The sequence below is a fragment of the Faecalicatena orotica genome (assembly GCF_905197545.1).
GTDB classification, from domain to species: Bacteria; Bacillota; Clostridia; order Lachnospirales; family Lachnospiraceae; genus Faecalicatena_A; species Faecalicatena_A orotica.
In genome coordinates this window covers 101,323-123,517 of sequence record NZ_CAJJZH010000010.1, presented here as the reverse complement: position 1 = coordinate 123,517, position 22,195 = coordinate 101,323, and the positions used below count along the sequence as shown (strand labels likewise).

The following is a 22,195-nucleotide window of genomic DNA, read 5'->3' as shown; positions in this document are numbered from 1 at the left end:
TCTAATTCTCCCTGGCATACTCTTTCGGAGTCTTCCCGGTCATTTTCTTAAATGCGATGCTGAAGTAGTGCGGGTCACTGAACCCCACCTTTTCTGCAATCTCATAGTTCTTCAGGCTTGTCTGGCGGAGAAGCTGCTTTGCCCGCTCCATGCGTATATTTGTCAGTACCTCCGTAAACGTCTTGCCCGTTGTTTCCTTAAAAATACTGCTGAAACGGCTTGTGCTGATGTTCAAATACTCACAGATATGGTTCAGGCTCAGATCCGGATTGCTGTAATTTTCCTTCAGGTAATCTATCGCCATGACTGCCTGGCGTTCCCCGCTGGACTGTCCCGCTGCCAGGGCGGCTTCCAGCCCCCTTGCGGCATAATCACGTATCAGGCCGACCGCCTTTTCAATACTACGGGCGTCCGTAATATTCGAAATCTCAGAATCGTCCAGTTGGAAATTCTCCTCCGTCTCCAGCACTGTCTCATAAATAATGCGCAGGACCTGGTGAAGATATGCCACGCACTTATTTCTGCGTACATAACCTGTTTTCATCCAGCTTTCAATATGATTGATCGTATCTGTCAGTGTTTTTTCGTCCTTACTGCGCAGTGCAGAGGCAATATCTTTAAAATCCTGCTCCAGCTCCATCGGATTGCCGGCCATGACCTCCTTCTCACAGTCGAAGATCACCCCGCCGCCTTTTGTATAGCGGTATTTCAGCATCTCGGCCGCCGAATCGTATGACTTATAAAGCTCATCCAGAGAATTCACATACTTCCCGATTCCCATCGAAATGCTCAGTTTCATGGTATCGTATACGGTCTCTTTAATCTCACTGCATATCTTCACAGCCTCGGCTGCAAACTCCTTTGGTTTATTTGTATGGAAAAGAAGGCAGACTCGGTTATCCGAATCCCTGTATGCCAGACCGGCCTTGTGGTTCCCGACAATCTCACTGGAGATATTCTCCACCACAAACGACATCAGTGCACTCTCCTTCTTCAGCTCGTCATCGACCTCATACAGGTCTGAATAAACATCAATATCCACCGCCACCACCCGGTAGGAATCCCCCTCCACCGAGATCCCGAATTCCTCTAGCTCTTTCAGGCTCGTCTCTACTTCCTGCGTCCCCTTCACAAGGCGGGACAGCGTTCTGGAAATGATCAGGGATTCGTTCTTTGTATAGCTGTGGTAAACTTTCGTTAGTTCATCCATCTTCTGTTCCTGCTGGCGCTCACTGTCCAGTTTCTCCTTAATCCTGACAAGAACCTCGGAGAGTTCCTTCGCAGTAACGGGCTTCAGAATATACTCGGCCACCTTGTACTGGATTGCCATTTTCGCATATTCAAAATCACTGTAACCACTGAAAATAATAATGGTTGTCTGGGGAAAGTTCTCATATACAAACTTACTTAACCCCATTCCGTCTATGTATGGCATACAGATATCCGTGAGCACTACATCCACCGGATTCTCCTTCATAAACTCTATTGCATCTTTTCCGTTCTCACAATCCTTCGCCAGTTCAAATCCAAGCTTATTCCATTCAATTTTGGCGCTGATCGCTTCACGCACCAGAATTTCATCATCTACCAGTAATACCTTGTACACTGCTGTTTCCTCCCGTGTAAACAAATTAAACGACATACTAAGAATAGTATACATCACCCAAAGAGATTGTGGAAGATTTTTTTCAACCTTGAGGTCAGCCTTGAGGCTGCCTTGAGGGTTCCGGCCCTGTGTTTCAGGCATGAGATTCCATATAAACATCTGCAAAAAAGTACAGCCTCCCTCCAGATTGAGAAAGACTGCACATAGCGTTTTATTTATTAGTTTCCTGAATCACATTTTTGCCGAAAATAAGCATCAATACGATTGCTGCAACAAAGCTTACCACGCAGGCCATGATCGCCGCAGCCGTCGTGGAATCAAATCCTACCGCCGGATTAATGGTCTGGAGCCAGCCAAATACACCGTTCACTCCGTAAATATACTGTTTTACCCCTGCTGCACCGATAATCGCACCGCCGAATCCGGATGCGATACAGGCCAGTAAAAAGGATTTCTTATACTGCAGGGTCACACCGTATACACACGGTTCCGTGATTCCAAACATGGAAGAAATCAGCGCAGGCCCACATATGGACTTCAGTTTCTTATTTCTTGTCTTCAGAAGAATGACTAATACGACCCCTGCCTGCCCGAATGCAGATGCGAGCCCTGCAATGGTAATCGGATCAAAACCAAGCGTAGCCAGATTGTTGATTGAAATGGCAACAAATCCCCAGTGTACCCCGAACATGACGCATACCTGAATCAGCGCACCATACAAAAATCCTGCAATGGTCGCATTTAAATTAAACAGTGCCGACATACCTGCTCCCAGCAGGCTGCTGATAAAGCTTACAACCGGTCCGATGATAAGCAGTCCCAGAATCACGCTGATTATAAGTGTCAGTGCCGGGACAAGGAAGGAACGAAGCAGGTCCCCGATCCTCTTTGCAAGGAACTTCTCCACTTTTGCCGCAAAATAGCAGATGATAATAACAGGAATAACAGAGCTTGCATAATTCATCAGAATCACGGGGATTCCGAGAAATGTCACATATACCGGTGACTCGAATATCGTTCCGCTAAACGCGGTGAATAACGGTTCCCCTGCCATAATCACAGCGATGGAGGGATATACAAGAGAAGCACCGATTGCCATAAGCATTCCCAGCACAGGGGTAAATACGCCGGAGATCGTGTCCAGAAGACGGCTGCTTACTTTTTTATCCTTCATCTCTTCTTTAAACTCTTTTGCATCTTTGAGTTCCGTATTTTCTCCGTCCAGACTGTACATTGCCGTCATCTCTTTATACACGTCACCAACATGCTGCCCGATGACCACCTGAAACTGACCTCCGCTTTTGATTACAGAGAGAACACCTTCGATCTCCTTGATTCCTGCCTCATCAGCCTTTGACTCCTCTTTCAGTTTAAAGCGCAGTCTTGTCGCACAGTGGTATGCACTGATAATATTCTCTCTTCCGCCTATTTTGGTGATGATCTCTCTGATCATTGCTTCATATTTCATTCTATTTATCCACCCTTTCATTAGAATTTTATGATTTTATCCTCATTCTTTTTAAAACTTATCTTCACAGATTTCCTGTTCTCATCCATCATCTGTACACTTCCGTCACGCAGCCCGTGAAGTTTAACCTCCACAACATGCCCGCCGGCCCATGTGAAATCTATCACACAGCCACACTTCAAATGAACCCCGGTTACCCTTCCCTCTTCCAGCTCTTCCGGCAGGGCCCCCAGGAGATATACTTCTTCCCGGAAATCCTGTACAAGCATTTCCATAATACCCGCAGCCCCGCCAAAGTTACCGTCTATCTGGAATGGGGGATGGTTATCCAGCAGATTATCAAGAGTCGCATTGCTCAGCAGTTCCTTCAGGTTCTGCCATGCCTTTTTTCCTTTTCCCAGCCGTGCATAAAATAAAATAATCCATGCCTTGCTCCAGCCTGTGTGTCCGCCTCCTGATTCAAGTCGTCTCTCCAGCGTCCGCTCTGCCGCTTCCAGAAGTTCGGGCGCACCGCCTATCCTGATCTGGCTGCCCGGGTAAAGGGCGAACAACTGGGAAATGTGCCGGTGCCCCCTGTCTATTTCCTCATAATCACTGCGCCACTCCTGAATCTGGCCATGTTTCCCGATTTTTAAAGGCGGCAGTCCATTCAGATGCTTTTCGACATCTGCATACAGTTCGTCTTTCACTCCAAGGCCGGCTGAGATTTCCAGAAAACCACTGAACAGTTCCCGCAGTATCTCAATATCCATCGTCGGCCCCATACACAGGCAGCCGAATTCTCCTTTATCATTCAGATAGATATTTTCCGGAGAACTGGAAGGTCCGGTGATCCAAAAACCTTCTGCATCCTGAACCATATAATCCATAAAGAACAAAACACTGTCTCTCAAAATATTAAAATACTCCTGAATAAATGCTTCGTCCTTTGTATACTGGTAATGTTCGATCAGGTGCAGGCATAGCCATGCCCCGCCCATCGGCCAGATCGTCGAGGTTGTATGGTTGTCCTGCGGTGCACAGTCCCCCCATATATCTGTATTGTGATGGCAGCAAAAGCCCCTCGCTTTATACATTCGTGCGGCAACGTCCTTCCCGTGTCCATGCATCTTCTTCAAATGCTCAATCAGCGGAAGGTGGAGGGCGGAAAGGCCTGTTTTTTCCGCCAGCCAGTAATTCATTTCTATGTTAATATTAATCGTATACTTTGACCCCCATGCGGGTTCGAATTCTTCATTCCAGATTCCCTGGAGATTTGACGGGAGGCTGTGTTCCCGGCTCGAACTAATCAGCAGGTATCTAGCATAATCATAGTAAATATTGATAAGTCCGATATCCGAACTGCCTTCCCTCATCCTTGCCAGACGCTCTGGTACTGTATATTGTTTTCCCCCGTCGTCTGATTTCAGGTACAGTCTGCCTGCATTAAAATATTTCTGGTAATCACAGACATGTTCCGCTTTCAGTTCTCTGACGCCCCGCGTACATGCACGCGCGAGAGCCTCTATGCACCACTTATGGGGATCGCCGCTACGGTATGTCGTCCTGCCGGTAATATAAAGTACAGCCTCTGCCGCACCTTCTACGATTATACGGCTGCCCATACTATACCGGGTTCCGCCCGATGCTTCTACCCGAACAGCCATTTCAAACCCGATTCCGTCCCGGTTTCCCTGCCAGCCATGAAGACAGATCGTCCGGTCATCCAGTGCACAGACACCATCACAGTAAGAAGCGCCCCGGCCGCTCCGGTTGTCCTTCCTTGTCGCAGACACCTCGAAATTCAGCAGGTTCTTCCCGTCCGCTTTGATTCTGCAGACAATCACCTCTGCCGGATAAGATGCAAAATACTCCCTTACGTGTGTCCCGCCTTCCGTCCGGTAGGACATGCCTCCCGTGGCCGTTTCCAGGTCCAGATATCTTTCATAGTCCGAGACTTCCTTCTCCTGTATCTTAACAACTGGAAAATGGTCTTTCGTATATTCCAGCTGATGCCCGTCCTGCATGTCCGCAAAATCAATCCAGACATCACCGAGCGTCTGATAATGGCGCATATGCGGATATGTTCCATACATGCTTCTGGCCGCAAGTTTTTCGGCTTCTCTGACATTCCCGTCATCCAAAAGTCTTCTGACCTTATCCAGATTCGCCCCTGCATCCGGATTTACCCTGTCCATAAATCCACCGGACCAGACAGAATCTTCATTCACCTGTATCCGTTCAGATGCAGTCCCGCCAAAAAACATGGCGCCCAGAAATCCATTTCCTACCGGAAGCGCCTCATTCCAGTTTTCAGCTTCCTTTTGGAACCACAATTTACTCATCCTCACCTCTCCTCTCTCCTTTTTATATTGGTATTATAGCAACAAAAAAAGAAATTCCTGAAAAGTTCGCATATTGGAAACTCCTTCAGTAATTTCTCTCTTGTATCATCTTTTTATTTCTGTTTCTTCTGTTGTATTTTCCTGCGGGAAACCATAGATTTGCTGGTATCTCAGTGCAATCTGCTCTATAAGGAGCTGGTAAAGAATGGGGTGGTTCTGTACCTTGTCAGAATAATCCAGAATCAGGCAGTCATCCACCCGCGGATCATCCCGCATCTTCTCGTTGGATGTAACAAGTACTACCTTTGCCTTTGTTTTATCGAAGCAGGTCTTCTTCGGGCAGCCCTCCAGTCTGGAGTATACATTGATATATCTGCCGGAATTCGAGAAAATAACAAGAACGGTATCTTCTTCTGCATTTTCAATATACCGGGTCTGTTTCATATCGTCGATAGTCGTATAGACAAACTTTCTGTATAGTGACATCTTATACTGGAAGTTCAAAGCCGCTGTCTCCGAATAGACTTCTCCGAAAGCAGCAACCTTCTTATACTCATGGATATCCCTGACAAGGGCATCAATCTTGCGGAAATCTGCCCCTTCAAACAAATGCCGGATATCCCTCGCCAGAACATCCATATAGGTATTCACTCCGTTCTGGCAGATAAAATCCGTAATATTAATCGTACTTCCGTCCTTTGTATATATCTCCTTTTTCTTCTCGCCCATAGCGGCCCACTTAAAATCCGTATAGTCTTCAAAGCCAAGGCCCCTGACAAACTTTGAGATCGTGGATTTCGAAACATTGCACAGCTTCGCAATCTCCCCGATCGAATTTTCAACAATATGGTCCATATTCTCCATCATCACACTGGCAATATGGTATTCTGTCGTATCCGCATCTTCTCCGTTGATCAGAGTAGCCAGCCGCTGGTATAAAATATACATGGTCCAAACCTTCCTTCCCTCAGCCTCCTGTATAACCATAGTATTATATTGATATTCTCTATATTTTTCTATCATATTACAATTGGATATCAGAAGCAACAGAAATCAAAAATAAAGGCCAGCACGGTAATGAGTGCCGTGCTGGCTTTTATTTATATTCAGACTTATAAAGTTACAATTACTCCGTCTTCATCCCACAAGTCATGCCAGTCTTTCGCACCTTCCCAGAGGAATACCTGACCCTTAACGAGTCTGTTGTTTCTCTCCAGTGTCGCGATCTTAGCCATTTCCTCGTCTGTCAGCGGATCTTCTGTCATACATTTTAAGTTGCTCACATACTCCGCTTCATGAACTGAGAACGGAATCGGGATCTGGCCTCTCTGGTGTGCCCACTTCAGGGCGATTGTTGCCGGGTGCACTCCGTGTGCCTGTGCAATCTCTTTCATCTCCGGTGTCTGCAGGTCAGCGACATCTTCCGGACACATATCTCTTTCCGGTCTCTGAGGTGATCCAAGCGGCATGAATCCAATTGGCTGGATATTGTGTGCCACAAGATAATCGAATAATTCCTGCTGCTGGAAACATACATGAAGTTCCAGTTCACATGCTACAGGCATGATCTTCATTTCCGGCAGAACAGCTTCCAGTTTCGGAATTGTCATGTTGGAAATACCGATGTGGCGGATCAGGCCTTTTTCTACCAGTTCTTCGCACTGTCTGTATGTACTCATGAATTCCTCTACACTAAATGGTTTGGAATCCGGGTTGCGGGAATCTACATCACATCCCGGTGCATGATAGTTCGGGAAAGGCCAGTGGATGAAGAACAGGTCGATGTATTCACACTGTAAATCTGCAATGCTCTTTCTGCAGGATTCTTCCACTCTGTCGTGCATATCATTCCATACTTTTGTCATGATATAGAGGTCCTTGCGTTCTACAACGCCTTCATCAAATGCAGCTTTGAAAACTTCCCCGATCTGGTCCTCGTTTCCATAGCATGCCGCACAGTCAAACATACGGTATCCACAGCGGATTGCGCCTGCCACTGCAGCTGATACCTGCTCTGCCGTGAATCTGTCTGATCCGAATGTTCCCATACCTACGCATGGTACTTCCTCTCCTGTGTAAAACTTTACTTTTGGCACATCTGCCGGGTTAATACATGTTCCCATAATCATATCTCCTTTTTTCTTTTATGTTAATTTTGTTATCACAACTTCAGGGAAGATTCTTTCCATATCTTCCTTTACGAAAAATCCGGTTTCCTTTCTTAACGCCGCTGCCGCCGATATCGCGCTTGCCTTGCGTAAGATGCCTTCAATCCCCATACCTTCACTCAGGCCAAGGGCAAAGCCTGCAATCATGGAGTCTCCGCAGCCCACGGTATTGACCGCATCAATCTTCGGCACTTTTGCCTGATAGATCCCCTCGTCACATACGACGAAGGAGCCGTCTCCTCCGAGGGAAACTGCAACAATCTCTACTCCCCGCCTGTGGATTTCTTTTGCCGCCTCTATCATTTCCATCATGTTGTCACAGGATTTCCCCGTCAGCATACGAATCTCATCGATATTCGGCTTAATCATGGTCGGGCAGGCTTCGATCCCCATCTCAAGCAGTTTCCCGCTCGTATCCAGAATCACCTTTTTCCCCGCATCCTTCACGATTTTTACAAGCCTCTGGTATGCTGTGCCGTCCAGGCCTTTCGGGACACTCCCGGACATGGATACAACATCGGCCTTCTGTACAAGCTCTTTAAATGTTTCCATGAATCCCTGAAAATCCTCTTCTGTCACCGTGAATCCCGGCTCCAGAAATTCAGTCTGTACCTTGTTTGCCTCGTCCCATATATTGATGCAGGAACGGCTCTCTGCCTCCAGATGATAGAATGCACTTGTTACATGGAACGGTTTCAGAGAATCTTCTATATAATTACCTGCATGCCCTCCGACAAATCCGGTCGCCACTACTTCGGCTCCCGCTATTGCTGCCGGTTTCGACACATTCAGGCCCTTTCCGCCGGGTGTATAGGCACATTCCTTTACACGGTTGACTTCACCTATCCTAAATTCCTCAACCACATAGCGTTTGTCAATCGCTGCATTTAAGGTTACTGTCAGTATCATGCCTGAACCTCCTAATCTTCATTCATGAGCAGGACTTTCCCTTTTACAAGCCCCGGCGTCTTGAACATCTGGAACGCTTCCTGTGCCTGACTCATCGGCATTTTCTTAAAGATGAAGCCCGGATCGAATTTCAGCTGTCCTGTTGCAAAATAATGTGCCGTCAGTTCCCATTCTTTTCCCGGGAAAGGTGCGCTGTATGACATCCATGACCCGGTCAGTTTGAATTCTTTACGGTTCATGTTTTCCCACATTGCCGGTGTGAACGTAAGGTCCACATGAGGGGTGCCGATGAAGCATACATGGGCTTTATTTGCAGCCAGCTCAAATGCCATGTACATCGTAGGCGCCTGTCCCGCTGTCTCATATACATAAGCATAGCCCTTTCCACCAGTAACCGCCATTGCCTCTTCCATATAATTTTCTTTTGTCGTATTGATCACTTCGTCTGCGCCGAGGCGTTTCGCGAGTTCCAGTCTTTCATCACTGATATCGAATACGACGACTTTTTTGGAGCCAAAGATTTTCGCCCACTGCATGGTGAACATCCCAATGGTTCCGCCGCCCAGGATCGCCACATACTGTCCGCCCTGATAGTCATTCTGCAGAAGGCCGTGCAGCGCGACTGTGGATGGCTCAAACATGGCACCCTGCTCATAGGAAACACTCTTGTCAAATACGACCGCATTCTGCTCCGGGAGCACGACGTAATCTGCATTACTTCCCTGCTGTCTGGAGCCGATGAAGCTGTAATGTTTGCAGAGGGAAAAGTTCCCGTTCTGGCAGTCATCACATTTCATACAGGGAAGAAGCGGCGCTCCGGATACTCTGTCTCCGACCTTAACCTTTGTCACACCTTCTCCTACGGCAACCACATCGCCTGAAAACTCATGTCCCAGAACGATGGGATAGAAATGTACTCCATTGTGGAGAACTCTCGGGATATCGGAACCGCAGATTCCGGAAGCTTTTACTTTTACTTTCACTTCTCCCGGTCCTGCCTGCGGCTCCTCATACTCGAGATACTGCACATCCTCGTTTGCACATACAACTGCTGCTTTCATCTTACCTGCCTCCTGTTTTTTTCATTGTCTCTTTTAAATTATGATAAAGTTCCAGATAAATCTGATAATTCTCCCCGTAAGTCCCGGCATTTTCTTGATTTGGCTCATGCTTACGCTTCTCTTCCACTGTCAGCGCAACCGCCTCCTCAAAGCTTTCATACATCCCGACGCCTACACCGGCCAGTATTACTGCCCCTAGCGTCGTTGCCGTATCGGATGACGGTACGATAATCGGTTTCCCGGTAATATCGGATTTGATCTGTGTCCATAGAAGTGAGTTGGCCGAACCGCCCATTGCCCGCAGTACACTCACTTCTGCCCCGGCTTCTTTTGCCACATCCAGGTTGTGTTTCAGTGCGTATGCAACGCCTTCCATCGCAGACCGGATAAAGTGTGCCTTCGTCTTGCTGAAATCAAGTCCATAAAAGACGCCTTTTGCATCCGGGTCCCATATAGGCGAACGCTCGCCGGACATATAAGGAAGGAATACTACACCGTCACTGCCCGGGGCTACTTTTTCGGCCATCTCGTTAAATAAGGTCAGAGAGCTTTTTCCCTGTCTCTTCCCTTCTTCTCTTTCGTAATCACCAAACTGCTGCTCCAGCCACCTCATGACACCGCCGCCTCCGGTCGTGCCCCCCTGAAGGAGCCATTGTCCGGGAACGACATGATAGCCGAGTATCAGCCTTTCATCCGCTATGTACTTGTCTGTGCAGATGCTCATCCCACCTGCCTGACCGCCCTGCTCCTGCGTCTCACCCGGATGGATCACGCCTGCTCCGAGCGTACCGCATGCCGCATCAAGTCCTCCTGCAACGACTGGTGTCCCTTCCGCGAGCCCGCTTTCCTCTGCCGCCTTTCCGGTCACGGTGCCGATCACCTCATGGCAGGGATGGATTTCCGGAAGAAGTTCTCTTGGGATTCCAAGCTTTTTGCACATCTCTTCATCCCATGTTCCGGTATGCATATTAAAGCAGTGAAGTCCGTATCCCTGGGACATGTCCTGTGTCATCTCTCCGGTCAGCTTATAGGCAATGTAGCTGTTTGACTGGAGTATCTTATATGTATTCTGATACACCTCAGGCAGGTTCCTCTTGTACCAGATAATCTTTGCCGTCGTGTAGGATGGCTGGAGTGAATTCCCTGAAAGCCCGAATATCTCTTCTGAACCGATTGTTTCATTCAGCTCCTCACAGATATCTGCGGCCCTTGTATCCATCCAGATCGGTGTGTTCGTCAGCACATTGCCGTCTTTGTCAACCGCAATCGCCGACCAGCTCTGTCCGTCGATTCCTATACCAGCAATCTCCCCTGCTGAAATCTGACCCTTTTCCAGTACTTCCCTGACAGCAGAGCATACTGCCTGCCACCATTCCTCGGGATTCTGCTCTGCCCAGCCTGGTTTGGGGTAATACACCGGATAATCGCCATTTACAGATGCGATCACATGCCCTTCCCTGTTAAAAACGGCGATCTTACAAGCACTCGTCCCTATATCAATTCCTAATAAATATTGTTTCATTACTAACCTCCCACGCGGCTATTATACCGATTTTCCTTCCACAAAGCTTGTTTTCAGCTTCACAGCCTGATGCCCGTCAGTATCCCCAGATTCTTCCAGTCTCTTAAGCATCAGCGCCGCCACATGCCGGGCTATCTCTTCCGTAGGCTGCGTCACAATACTCAGTTTCGGAATACTTGCCTTTGCAAATTCCACGTTATCGAATCCGATGAAAGACAGCTCATCCGGTATGCGGATTCCCAATTCATTGATCTCAATGATGGCCCCCATCGTCATTTCGTAGTTCGATACAAAGATTGCCGTCATGTCCGGGTTTCTGGTGACCAGTTCTTTCATTGCCGACGCGCCGCCTTCGATGGTGTAATCCCCCCACGCCGCAAACCTCGCCTCCGGCTCTATCCCTGCTTCTTTCAATGCAAGGCAGTAGCCTCTGTACCTCTCCTGTGCTGTGTAGATATCCTTCGGGCCGGCAATCATACCGATCTTCCTGTGTCCGGCTTTCAAAAGCCTCCCGACCGCGTCACGCGCCGCCCCTTCATTGTCAACCAGTACACTGTCACAGTCGACTCCGTCCAGTTTTCTGTCGATCACGACCACTGGCTTTCCGGCTTTCGTAAAACGGTTCAGATATTTTCCCTGTCGCCCGGAGGGCATGATAATCAGTCCATCCACTCTTCTGTGGAGCAGGAATTCTACCGCTTCTTCCTCGCGTCTCTCATCTGTACGGCAGTCGCAGATCATCGTCGCATATCCCTGGCTTCTGAGCTGGTCTTCTACTTCTGTGATGATCTCTGCACAGAAAATGTTGTTCAGCTCCGGAATGATGATACCGATGATCTTTGTCTTGTTCGTCTTGAGCCCCCTGGCAACCTCATTTACCTCGAAATGAAGTTCCTCTATGGCTGCCTCTATTTTGATGCGGTTCTTTTCTCTGACATTTCCCCCATTTAAATAAGAAGAGATTGTTGCGAGTCCGAGTCCCGTCTTCTTTGCTATATCTTTGATTGTAGCTGCCATACCTATGCCTTGTGGTCGCATCCACACACTTTCATGCGTTCCATCACCAGTTTCTTTACAGCTTCCATCCCTACAGTGCCAAACTTCTTAGGATCGAAGGTGTCCGGCTTCTCTTCCAGAAGCTTCTTGCCTGCGTCTGTGTATGCAACGCGAAGTTCTGTAGCAAAATTCACCTTGCACATACCGCGCTGTACACATTCCCTGACATCCTCATCACTTAAACCTGATGCACCGTGGAGTACGAGCGGGACGGAAACAACTTTTTTGATTTCGGATACTCTCTCTTTATCAAGGACCGGTGTTCCCGCATAGAATCCATGAGCCGTGCCGATCGCGATTGCAAGAGAGGAAACCCCTGTGCGCTCTACAAATTCCTTTGCCTCTGCCGGATCTGTGTTGGTGTCTGCCTCTGCCTCGAGGTCATCCTCCTTGCCCCCGACCTTACCAAGTTCTGCCTCTACCGGTATCCCACATGCCTTAGCTACATCCACAACCTTCCTGCTCACTGCAATGTTATCTTCGAAGCTTTCATGTGAACCGTCAATCATGACAGATGTATATCCCGCCTTGATTGCCTGTACAGCCAGTTCAAAACTGCTGCCGTGGTCAAGATGAAGACATACCGGCACAGTAGCTTTCTCAGCTTCTGCTGCAACGATTCCGAAATAAGTCTCAAGTGTACCATACTTCACCGTAGACGGAGTTGTCTGAAGCATAACAGGTGCGCGCAGTTCTTCTGCTGCTGCGATCACGGCCTTCACCATCTCCATGTTCTCCACATTAAAAGCGCCTACTGCATAACCGCCCTTTTGTGCGTCCAATAACATTTGTTCTGATGTAACTAATGGCATATGTAATATCCTCCTTTTTGTCAAACCGAAACGTTTCGGTTTTTATGGTTTTATAATAACTCTGCTCTCCGGAAAAGTCAATTGTTAGTTGAAGGGAATTTCATTTTTAGTAATATGTTCTATTTCTCCTTCTATTTTTTTGTGCAATCCGTATAGAAATACTAATATGAAATAATAAAGCAGCTGACAGAGCTTCTGTTATGCTCTGCCGGCTGCTTTTTTCTTCATCCCCGGTATGTTAATCCAGATGGAAAACAGGCATCAGGTCTACAGAGACCGGACTGTTGTCTGGATTCGTTTCCATGATATCTGCCATGTAATCCCACCACTTGCGGCAGATTTCTGTATCCGCACTCTTGTCCCACTTTTCTGCATCCTCCAGTTCGATGTAGCCATAGAGTATATCCGTTTCCGTATCTAGGAAAATGGAATAATTAGATCCGCCGTACTCATGGATCATCTCCTTCATCTCCGGCCAGAGTGCATTGTGACGCTTCTCATATTCCTTCTCCATCCCCGGATATAATTTCATTTTAAAGCTTTTTCTTACCATGATCATTTTCTCCTTTCGGCCGCGGCCTCCTATAATTTTTTCTGATTTAAACATATCATCATCGTCCGCTTTTGTCCAGTTTCCAGACTGGTCTGTGTTGAATAATTAATATGGCGGACCTTTAACGGCCCGCCATATTAATTATTATTTATGAGGAGTAAATTTTAGTATACGTCTTTCCATTCTCCAATGTTGTCTGGATCGAATTTGAATGGTGCGCCAAGAATAACTTCTGTTCCGCCGTCGTCAGCTTCTACTACTTCATAGTCTCCCATGTCTCCTGCTGTGAACTGGTCTCCTGCTGCGCCTGTGATTGTTCCGTCAACTAATGCGATTGATGTGTAAGCGCCAAGGCGTCCAACATCGATCGGATTCCACAGGTACATATACGGGCATGAATGTGCATCATCGTCGCCGATATATTCTGCCATCTCTGAAGGTAATCCAAGACCTGTCAGTTTTACAGAAGATTTCTCATCCTGAAGAACTTTTGCTGCTGCGTTAATACCAACTGTTGTAGGAGCACAGATCACTTTCAGGTCTGGGTATTTGGATAACAGAGCCTGTGTCTGGTCTGTAGATTTCTGTGGTTCGTCATCACCGTAAGCAACTTCTACGAGTTCCAGTTTGGAATATTTGTCGTCTTTCATGATCTCTTTCATAGAATCGATCCATGCATTCTGGTTTGCTGCCTGTGATGTAGCTGAAAGAATTGCCCACTGTCCTTCTCCGCCTGTGATGTCAAGAACTGCATCCATCAGAGCCTGGCCGATTTCAGTAACACCAGCCTGGTTTACAAATGTCTGACGGCTGTCAGCGTTTGCTTTTGAGTCGAGGCAGGATACTTTGATGCCTGCATCCATAGCTTCTTCCAGTGCTGCCTGAAGAGCATTCTCATCATTTGCTGCAATTGCGATAGAGTCAACACCCTGAGAGATCAGAGACTGAATAACAGATACCTGTGCATCAGCTGTTGCAGCTTCCGGATGCTTCACGATGCATTCTCCGCCTTCAGCTTCGATTACTTCCTGGAATCCTTCTGCTTCTTTCTCATTGTAAGGATTTCCTGCTGCCTTTGTTACGATAGCATAAGTCTTCTTTCCGGAATCGCCAGCGTCATCTTTCTGGGTATCCTCCGTCTTTGCATCTGCCTTGCTGTCTGAGCCCTCATCCTTTGAACCACAGCCAACGGCCAGAGTTCCCACCATAGCTACACATAACAGTACGCTTAAAACTTTTTTCTTCATGCTTACTTCCTCCCTTGGAATATTGTTTTATACAAAGCACGCTTCCCGGTGCCTGGTATCATAATAAAGTTGTATTATAGTTATTTTGCTGAAACCGTTTTTTTCTTCAGCTTTACTTCTCCGCCGATATTCGGCAGTAATACTGCCAGAATGAGCAGGGCACCTAATATAATCAGGATCAGCTGTGGATTCATGTTGATCTGTCCGAGACCGATTCTAAGACAGATGATGATGAATGCTGATATAATGCCGCCCTGTAACTTTCCTTTTCCTCCGGCCGTTGAGATGCCGCCGAATACTGCCATCGCAATCGCGTCAAGCTCAAATCCGTTTCCGGTCGTCGTATTTGCACCGTAGAGAACAGATGTCAAAAACAGTGCTGCAAGCCCGGCCATGAATCCCATTGCCGTATAGATAATCAGCCTTATGTTCTGTACATGAATTCCTGAATAATAAGCAGCCAGTCTGTTTGAACCGATCGCATATACACTTCTTCCAAATGTTGTCCTGCTTAAGACCAGAGTAAATATAACCGCAAATATCAGGACTACGAAAAGGATGTATGGAATCATACCCGCTTTTCCGGCGATCATGCGGAACCCGTCTGTGTTGCTTAAGGAAATAGATCCGCCGCTGCCAAGGGCGATCTCTGCAATTCCCCTGAATACAATCTGGGTTCCCAGTGTAACGATCATTGGAGGCAGTTCAGTAAATCTTGTCAGGATCATGCCGTTAATGAACCCGCATATTGTTCCTACCAGCAGCGCCGTCAGGACAACCACGATAAACGGCATATCTTTGTTGCAGACCATACAGGTCATCGTCGCAGAAAGGCAGACGGTTGCACCTACGGAAATATCAATCTCACCGAGGATCAGGATATATGCCATCGGAAGCATCAGGAATACTTCGGTCAGATACTTCGGCATCTCTCTTAGTACATTGGCAAGCTGGTAACTCGGGGAAATGCTTGCGCAAAAAATGTTGATCAGGATAATTAACAGGACCAGCATGCCTTCCCAGCTTAAGACTGTTTTCTTCCATGATTTCTCAGGCACATTGGATATTGTTCTTCCGGATTTTCCAGCCATAATTACATCTCCCTTCCCTTCAGATTGTTTTTATCCATTACTCGCTGTGTAACGACGTTCAGGATAACAACGACTAAGATGATTACACCTTTTACAGTATTCTGGGCAATAGAGTCAATTCCTACAAGAGGAAGCGCTTTTGCGATAATTGCCAGGATCAGGGAACCTAAGAATGCCCCTGCGACGCTTCCGCGCCCGCCTGTCATGCTGACGCCGCCGATTACGCAGGCAGCGATTACATCCATCTCTTTTCCATACAGCATATTTGGCTGTGCGGAGGAATAAACTGCTACTGCCAGCGCACCGCAGAGACCTGCAAGTGTTCCCATTACTGTATAGACCATCAGTTCCACATTGGAAGTATTGATACCTGAAATGGCAGCCGCCTCACGGTTACTTCCTACTGCATATACTTTTCTTCCTATTTTTGTCCATTTCATGACAATGAAGAAGATAACATAACACAGCAGCATAATCAATACTACATTATTTATTCCCAGAACCTTACCGAGGGCAAAATTCTTGAATTCTCCCAGGTTCTCGGCACTTGCCCACTGGCTGTTCCCAATCAGGTAGGCGAGCCCCCGGTATATGTACATAAATCCCATCGTTGCGATGATCGGCAGTACTTTTCCTTTTGCTATAACAAGCCCCACAACCAGTCCGCACAGTGCTCCGAGCCCGATCGCAATCAGGAAGAGCAGGAATGCATTTTCCACGATGTTATATTTCAAAAGCATTCCGACCGTCATTCCTGAAAAAGCAAGTGTTGAAGCAATTGAAATGTCAATTCCGCCGAGCAGCAGTACACCGAGCATTCCAAGTGTCATAATCATGATGACTGCATTATTTTTAAGCATATCTGTAATCGACTTTAATGTCATGAATGAAGGACTCCTGAATGAAATGACCACGCAGAGGATAATCAAAACAATCAGCAGACTTGCTTCACGGGAGCCGGTAATTTTTTTCCAGATAGATTTATTGTCTTTCATCTTTCCCATTCCCTCCTCTATTTTGATTTTTCCATCGCAAGCTCAAGAATTCCTTCCTGAGTTGCTTCATTACGGTTCAGTTCACCAGTTACTTTTCCGCCGCACATCACTACGATTCTGTCACTCATTCCCAGGATTTCCGGCATCTCGGAGGATATCAGTATAATCGCATATCCCTGCTTCGCCAGATCTCCCATGATCTGATAGATCTCAGCCTTTGCGCCGACATCGACACCCTTCGTAGGTTCATCCATGATGACAACCTTCATTTCCTGGCCGAGTGCCTTGGCTACGACTACCTTCTGCTGGTTACCGCCTGAAAGGGAGGTTGCAGGATCAAAGATCGTAACCGCCTTTGTATCTACATCTTCCAGAAGTTTCTTTGCTATCTCGCGTTCTTTCTTCTCGTCATTAAATCCATGTTTTGCATGCTTGCCCATCGTCGGAAGCATTACGTTTCTTCCCAGTCCCCATGTCATGATCAGACCTTCCTTCTGGCGGTCCTCAGGGAGAAGGATAATTCCCTTTTTCATGGCATCTGACGGCTGTTTGATATGTGTTTCCTTTCCTTCCAGAAAGACTTTTCCATCATCCGGCCTTGTAATCCCACAGACACTTTCCACGACTTCGGTACGTCCCGCACCTACCAGTCCTGTCAGTCCCACAATCTCGCCTGCGTGGACATTGAAGGATACGTTCTTGAAATAACCAAGTCTTGTAAGTCCTTCCACCCTCAGCACTTCCGGCCCGATCTGGACCTCCGGTTTCGGGAACAGGTCCTTGATCTCACGGCCAACCATTGCCTTGATCAGGTCTGCATTCGTGATTCCGTTTACATCGTATGTACCGATATATTGTGAATCCCTAAATACCGTAACTGTACTTGCCAGCCTGTACATATCCTCGAAACGGTGTGAAATGAAAATAACAGATACACCGTCTTCTTTCAGCTTATCAACAATTCTGTAAAGCTCCTCTGACTCATTCTTTGTCAGCGCCGCAGTAGGTTCATCCAGAATGATGATTCTCGCATGTGTGGAGAGTGCCTTCGCAATCTCAACCATCTGCTGCTGTGCCACGCTTAAGGCTCCCATTTCATCCGTCGGCTTAAAATCCGCATTCAGCTGTTTCAGAAGGTTTGCCGCCTCCTCATTCATGCGTTTCCACTGAATGATACCTTTCTTAATGATCTCATGGCCCATAAAGATATTCTCGGCCACTGTCAGGTCCGGATAAGATGTCGGATGCTGGTAAACCGCGGCAATCCCTGCCGCCTGTGCATCCCTTGGACCCTTGAAGTCTACCTTCTTACCGTCCAGGAACATCTCGCCTTCTTCTGCTTTATGTACACCGGTTATTACTTTGATAAATGTGGACTTACCAGCTCCGTTTTCGCCCATCAGTGCATGGACTTCCCCTTTTTTAAGCTGGAAATGCACATTGTCCAATGCTTTTACACCAGGAAAAATCTTCGTAATACCTTTTAATTCCAAAACGTATTCAGACACCGTGTTTCCCTCCTTCGCTCATCAAACCAAGCTTACTAACATTGATGTTTCCTTGTTGAAATAAGTGTATCATCTGTAAAATTTTTCTAAAACAGCAAAATTTTTCGATTGTGGGTAATTTATTTTTGTCTTCCTGTCTCAGTTTTTTTTATGTGGATTTTGCCGGATTAGTTTGTTAGAATGAAAACATACGGTATCATACCCATTTCACAAAGGAGGACTTTGTATAATGAAGCTACTGATCGTCGATGATGAGGAACTGACGCGGGAAGGCCTGATCGCTTCCCTTGACTGGGAATCCCTTGGGGTCGAACAGATTTTCCAGGCGGATGACGGCATCAACGCCCTGGCAATTGCCCGCCTGCAGAAACCGGACATCATACTGAGCGATGTGCGTATGCCGCGCATGGACGGCATTCAGATGGTAGAACGTCTCGAATCATTTCTGCCCGATACAAGCGTGATCTTCATGAGCGGTTACTCTGATAAGGAATATTTAAAAGCCGCTATTAAGCTGAAGGCTGTTAATTATGTTGAAAAGCCTCTAAATCCTCTGGAGATCAAAGAGGCTGTACTTGAAGCGGCCCAGAGGCATGAGAAAAACCTCCGCACACGTCAGAGTGAAAACCTGTATTCTCTGGAAAAGGCTTCCCAGCTCGCACTGCTTCTGACGAAGCCTTATAAAGAAAATGAGGAAGAAATCACAGGCCTTGCCGATGAACTTTCCCTCAGGCTGATGCCCGGGAGCAGCTTCACTACATACATCGTAAAGTTAAAGACAAATGATCCCGACAGCACCCTGCTCCATGACATACGCAGTGATTTTACAGATTATCTGACCCATTACCATCTTCAGGTATTCTACATCCAGATTCATGCTGTTTACCATGTTTTCCATATAATGGGAAACAATCTGCCGTCCCCTGTTGCATTGTCGGCTGTGGAGAGTTACCTGAAGGACCAGTTCTCACAATTAGGGGACTTTTTCATCGGCCGCGGGGATACAGTCACAGGAATCAGTAAGACATACCATTCCTACACCAATGCGGTTGTTATGCTCCAAAGCAGTTTCTTCTTCTGTCCGGGCACACTCTTATCATCCGACAGCATGGAAAAATCTGCACCGGCCCCGTCGGCCTTCGAATTGACGGAAAGTGCCGTTCCATCTTTTAAGGAGGCGCTGCTGAATAAGGATCAGGATACCTGCACACAGCTGCTTAACAGCCTCTATGAGTGCTATTTTGAGAACCGGATTTTTCTGCCCAACCAGGTAAAGGATATTTATTATAAGTTGTTTATATGTATCAATGACAGCCGTCAGGTGTTGAAGCTCAACTATGATTTAGCGGACGGCAATACCGAGGAAAGCATTATAGAACATTTGGAAAAATGCTTCACGTATCAGGAACTCCACCAGATGCTTGTCTCTAAGACAGAATTATTTTTCCAGAATATTCATTCCTATGTGCCGGAGGATTCAACGATTTTCATGATTAAGGACTATATTAGCAAGAATTATGCCAACGATGCGCTCTCTATCAAGGAAATCAGCGACCATGTATTTCTTTCCGCTTCCTATGTCTGTACCTATTTCAAGAGCCAGACCGGACAAACGCTGAACCAGTACCTGACAGAGTACCGGATGGAAAAGGCCATGCAGCTCCTCGCTGACGCCCGTTACCAGATCACGGATATTTCCTCGAAAGTAGGCTACAGCAATGGGAATTATTTCAGCAAGAGTTTCAAGAAATTTACGGGGCTTACCCCGTCAAAATACAGAGAGAAGATGTTAGGATGAGATTAATCGCCCGGAAAATGAGCAGCATATATAAAAGTCTGAAGCTCCAGACCAAGTTTACGATTACACACCTTGTGATCGCTACCATCCCTATGATTGTACTGGCAATATTTTTTTACACGAAACTGTATGATATGATCATAGCCGATACAATCCGCACAGAGCAGGATGCCGCCACACAGACTGCTCCTATGATTGAAGAAAGTGTCACAGAAATTCTGAATGCACTGGATAAGATTAAAAATGAAGATTTTTACCATCAGGTCGTAAGCGCGCACCGTACGGAGAGCCTGAATGAACTTGCCTCCTCGGATGCAGCCGATGCCTTCCTGGATACACTCGATGAGACTATCGACCTGGACCTGATTACTGATGTGAAATTATATATCGATATACCGAGGACAGATCCCGTTTTCTCAAACTACCCAGTCTGTAAAACAGTCCTCCCCATTAATCAGGCATGGGGGACGTACTGGTACGGGATCTTCAACGGAAGTCCCTCGCTCCATGCACTGTTCTGCCCTTCCTTCTATCTTGGCTCTTACGAGATCAAGCATAACGGGGACATGGCATACATTGCAAAATCAACGATTATTTATGAGGGTGAAAGGACCCCCTGTTATCTTGCCATTTATTTTTCACAGAAGCACTTCGATACAATGCTTAAGGATAATCTTTCTTCCAGCAGCAATGTGGCATATATCATCAACGGGAGAGACAGCCTCGTTGCCACCTCGGATCAGGCGCTCTCCGGGACTTATCACTTCAGTTACGATGAGGTTCAGGAACACTTTATGTCCTCTAACAACTTTATCCTGAAACGTGTTCTGGACGAAGACGTATACGCCGGTTTCTATAGTATACGGAATACGGACTGGTACATGGTTGTCGCCATGCCGTCCCAGCCTATGATGAAGAAAAGTATCAATATAATGGCTGGCTTTATCCTTGTTTACGTGGCATGTATCCTGATTGCCTTCCTGATTGCGACGCTGCTCTCCCATTCCATCACCAACCGGCTTTCTGTCGTAATCAACCAGATGTCTAAAGCCCGGATTGGACCGCCTGTGGCCCTGCCTGCCGCGGACACGCATGATGAGATCGGGGACCTGATATCTACCTATAATTACATGACACGGGTCATCAACCAGCTGATGGAGGATCAGGCAAAAGCGGCGGAGGATCTCCGTATCGCGGAATTCCACTCCCTGCAGTCACAGATCAATCCACACTTCCTGTACAACACAATGGATATGATCAACTGGCTCTCCCAACAGGGGCGGTCCGCTGATGTCACATCTGCAATACAAAAGCTGTCACGTTTCTATAAGCTGACACTGAGCCGCAAAAAGAGCCTGAGCACAATAAACGATGAGATTGAACATGTATCTATCTATGTACAACTGCAGAATATGCGTTTTCATGATACGATTGACCTCCTGATCGATATACCGGATAATCTGCTGGATTATTCCATACCAAAGCTGACCTTCCAGCCTGTTATAGAAAACTGTATTCTCCACGGGATACTGGAAAAAGAGTCGAAACAGGGGACCATCGTTCTGACAGGGTGGCTTGATGAGGATGATATCGTAATTCTGATATCCGACGACGGAATTGGCATGCCGGAAGAAAAGCTGGAGAATATTTTAACAGGAAACGGTTCATCCGGCGGCAAGGGCTCCAACATCGCAGTATATAACACGCACCGCCGCCTCCAGTTAATGTACGGGCCGGAATATGGCCTGAAGTACTCCAGCACCTACGGTACAGGCACTGATGTCGAGATCCGCATCCCGGCGCGCTATCCAGAAGATGGACTGATCGATGCTTCGCCGGACGGTACGGCCGAAGACCCCCTGAAGGAAAGCCACTTTATCCAGGCACTGACGCTGCTCACGAGGCCGGAAATCAATATTTATGAGATTGCAAAAGAATGCGGGTATGACAATCCGCAGCTGTTTTTTACGGAATTCAGAGAACGGTTCGGGTGCTCGCCTGAGGAATACCGCAGGCAGGTGCTGTAATATATTCTGAAAAACTGCCACAGGAAGCTTAATGTATAACAGGCTTCCTG

The 22,195-nt window shown here is 47.0% G+C and carries 17 protein-coding genes; 2 read left to right on the top strand and 15 right to left on the bottom strand.

Annotated elements, in window-relative coordinates; genetic code table 11:
- Window position 1 precedes the first annotated feature (1 nt).
- The 15 genes from ABIN22_RS19185 to ABIN22_RS19115 form a co-directional block, all read right to left on the bottom strand.
- The gene (locus tag ABIN22_RS19185; RefSeq protein WP_346910585.1) at window positions 2–1,606 is read right to left on the bottom strand and encodes a helix-turn-helix domain-containing protein; all 1,605 of its coding nucleotides are present in this window, start codon (window positions 1,604–1,606) and stop codon (window positions 2–4) included.
- A gap of 211 nt (window positions 1,607–1,817) precedes the next feature.
- A complete protein-coding gene (locus ABIN22_RS19180; protein ID WP_346910583.1) occupies window positions 1,818–3,074 on the bottom strand; it encodes a PTS transporter subunit EIIC in 1,257 nt (418 codons plus the stop codon).
- A 20-nt stretch (window positions 3,075–3,094) separates the two neighbouring features.
- Window positions 3,095–5,398 (bottom strand): glycoside hydrolase family 95 protein, encoded by a 2,304-nt coding sequence (locus tag ABIN22_RS19175; protein ID WP_118623050.1) that lies wholly within the window; start codon window positions 5,396–5,398, stop codon window positions 3,095–3,097.
- Between the two features lie 105 nt (window positions 5,399–5,503).
- Complete coding sequence (locus ABIN22_RS19170; RefSeq protein ID WP_109731194.1) at window positions 5,504–6,346, bottom strand: MurR/RpiR family transcriptional regulator; 843 nt, start codon at window positions 6,344–6,346, stop codon at window positions 5,504–5,506.
- Window positions 6,347–6,510: 164 nt separating this feature from the next.
- Complete coding sequence (locus ABIN22_RS19165) at window positions 6,511–7,521, bottom strand: aldo/keto reductase (protein ID WP_109731195.1); 1,011 nt, start codon at window positions 7,519–7,521, stop codon at window positions 6,511–6,513.
- 21 nt (window positions 7,522–7,542) lie between these two features.
- Window positions 7,543–8,475 (bottom strand): 1-phosphofructokinase, encoded by a 933-nt coding sequence (gene pfkB / locus ABIN22_RS19160; protein ID WP_346910580.1) that lies wholly within the window; start codon window positions 8,473–8,475, stop codon window positions 7,543–7,545.
- Between the two features lie 11 nt (window positions 8,476–8,486).
- On the bottom strand, window positions 8,487–9,536 hold the full coding sequence (locus ABIN22_RS19155) for a galactitol-1-phosphate 5-dehydrogenase (RefSeq protein WP_109731197.1): 1,050 nt from the start codon (window positions 9,534–9,536) through the stop codon (window positions 8,487–8,489).
- A 1-nt stretch (window position 9,537) separates the two neighbouring features.
- The gene (gene xylB / locus ABIN22_RS19150; RefSeq protein WP_346910578.1) at window positions 9,538–11,058 is read right to left on the bottom strand and encodes a xylulokinase; all 1,521 of its coding nucleotides are present in this window, start codon (window positions 11,056–11,058) and stop codon (window positions 9,538–9,540) included.
- Between the two features lie 21 nt (window positions 11,059–11,079).
- Window positions 11,080–12,075 carry a LacI family DNA-binding transcriptional regulator gene (locus ABIN22_RS19145; protein ID WP_346910576.1) on the bottom strand — a complete coding sequence of 332 codons (996 nt, stop codon included), beginning with the start codon at window positions 12,073–12,075 and terminating at the stop codon, window positions 11,080–11,082.
- Window positions 12,076–12,077: 2 nt separating this feature from the next.
- Entirely contained in the window at window positions 12,078–12,926 is an 849-nt protein-coding gene (locus ABIN22_RS19140; protein WP_109731200.1) for a class II fructose-bisphosphate aldolase, read from the bottom strand.
- Window positions 12,927–13,164: 238 nt separating this feature from the next.
- A complete protein-coding gene (gene rhaM / locus ABIN22_RS19135; RefSeq protein WP_109731398.1) occupies window positions 13,165–13,479 on the bottom strand; it encodes an L-rhamnose mutarotase in 315 nt (104 codons plus the stop codon).
- Between the two features lie 164 nt (window positions 13,480–13,643).
- Window positions 13,644–14,726, bottom strand: a complete 1,083-nt coding sequence (locus ABIN22_RS19130; protein WP_109731201.1) for a rhamnose ABC transporter substrate-binding protein — start codon at window positions 14,724–14,726, stop codon at window positions 13,644–13,646.
- Window positions 14,727–14,806: 80 nt separating this feature from the next.
- Window positions 14,807–15,817 carry an ABC transporter permease gene (locus tag ABIN22_RS19125; RefSeq protein WP_118621578.1) on the bottom strand — a complete coding sequence of 337 codons (1,011 nt, stop codon included), beginning with the start codon at window positions 15,815–15,817 and terminating at the stop codon, window positions 14,807–14,809.
- A gap of 2 nt (window positions 15,818–15,819) precedes the next feature.
- Window positions 15,820–16,812 carry an ABC transporter permease gene (locus ABIN22_RS19120; RefSeq protein WP_346910573.1) on the bottom strand — a complete coding sequence of 331 codons (993 nt, stop codon included), beginning with the start codon at window positions 16,810–16,812 and terminating at the stop codon, window positions 15,820–15,822.
- Window positions 16,813–16,829: 17 nt separating this feature from the next.
- Complete coding sequence (locus tag ABIN22_RS19115) at window positions 16,830–18,320, bottom strand: sugar ABC transporter ATP-binding protein (RefSeq protein WP_109731203.1); 1,491 nt, start codon at window positions 18,318–18,320, stop codon at window positions 16,830–16,832.
- Window positions 18,321–18,549: 229 nt separating this feature from the next.
- Here ABIN22_RS19115 and ABIN22_RS19110 point away from each other — a divergent pair, with 229 nt between their 5' ends.
- Together ABIN22_RS19110 and ABIN22_RS19105 are read left to right on the top strand one after the other, a co-directional pair.
- Entirely contained in the window at window positions 18,550–20,118 is a 1,569-nt protein-coding gene (locus ABIN22_RS19110) for a response regulator transcription factor (protein ID WP_346910571.1), read from the top strand.
- Window positions 20,119–20,135: 17 nt separating this feature from the next.
- On the top strand, window positions 20,136–22,145 hold the full coding sequence (locus ABIN22_RS19105) for a histidine kinase (RefSeq protein ID WP_346910569.1): 2,010 nt from the start codon (window positions 20,136–20,138) through the stop codon (window positions 22,143–22,145).
- Window positions 22,146–22,195: the final 50 nt, after the last annotated feature.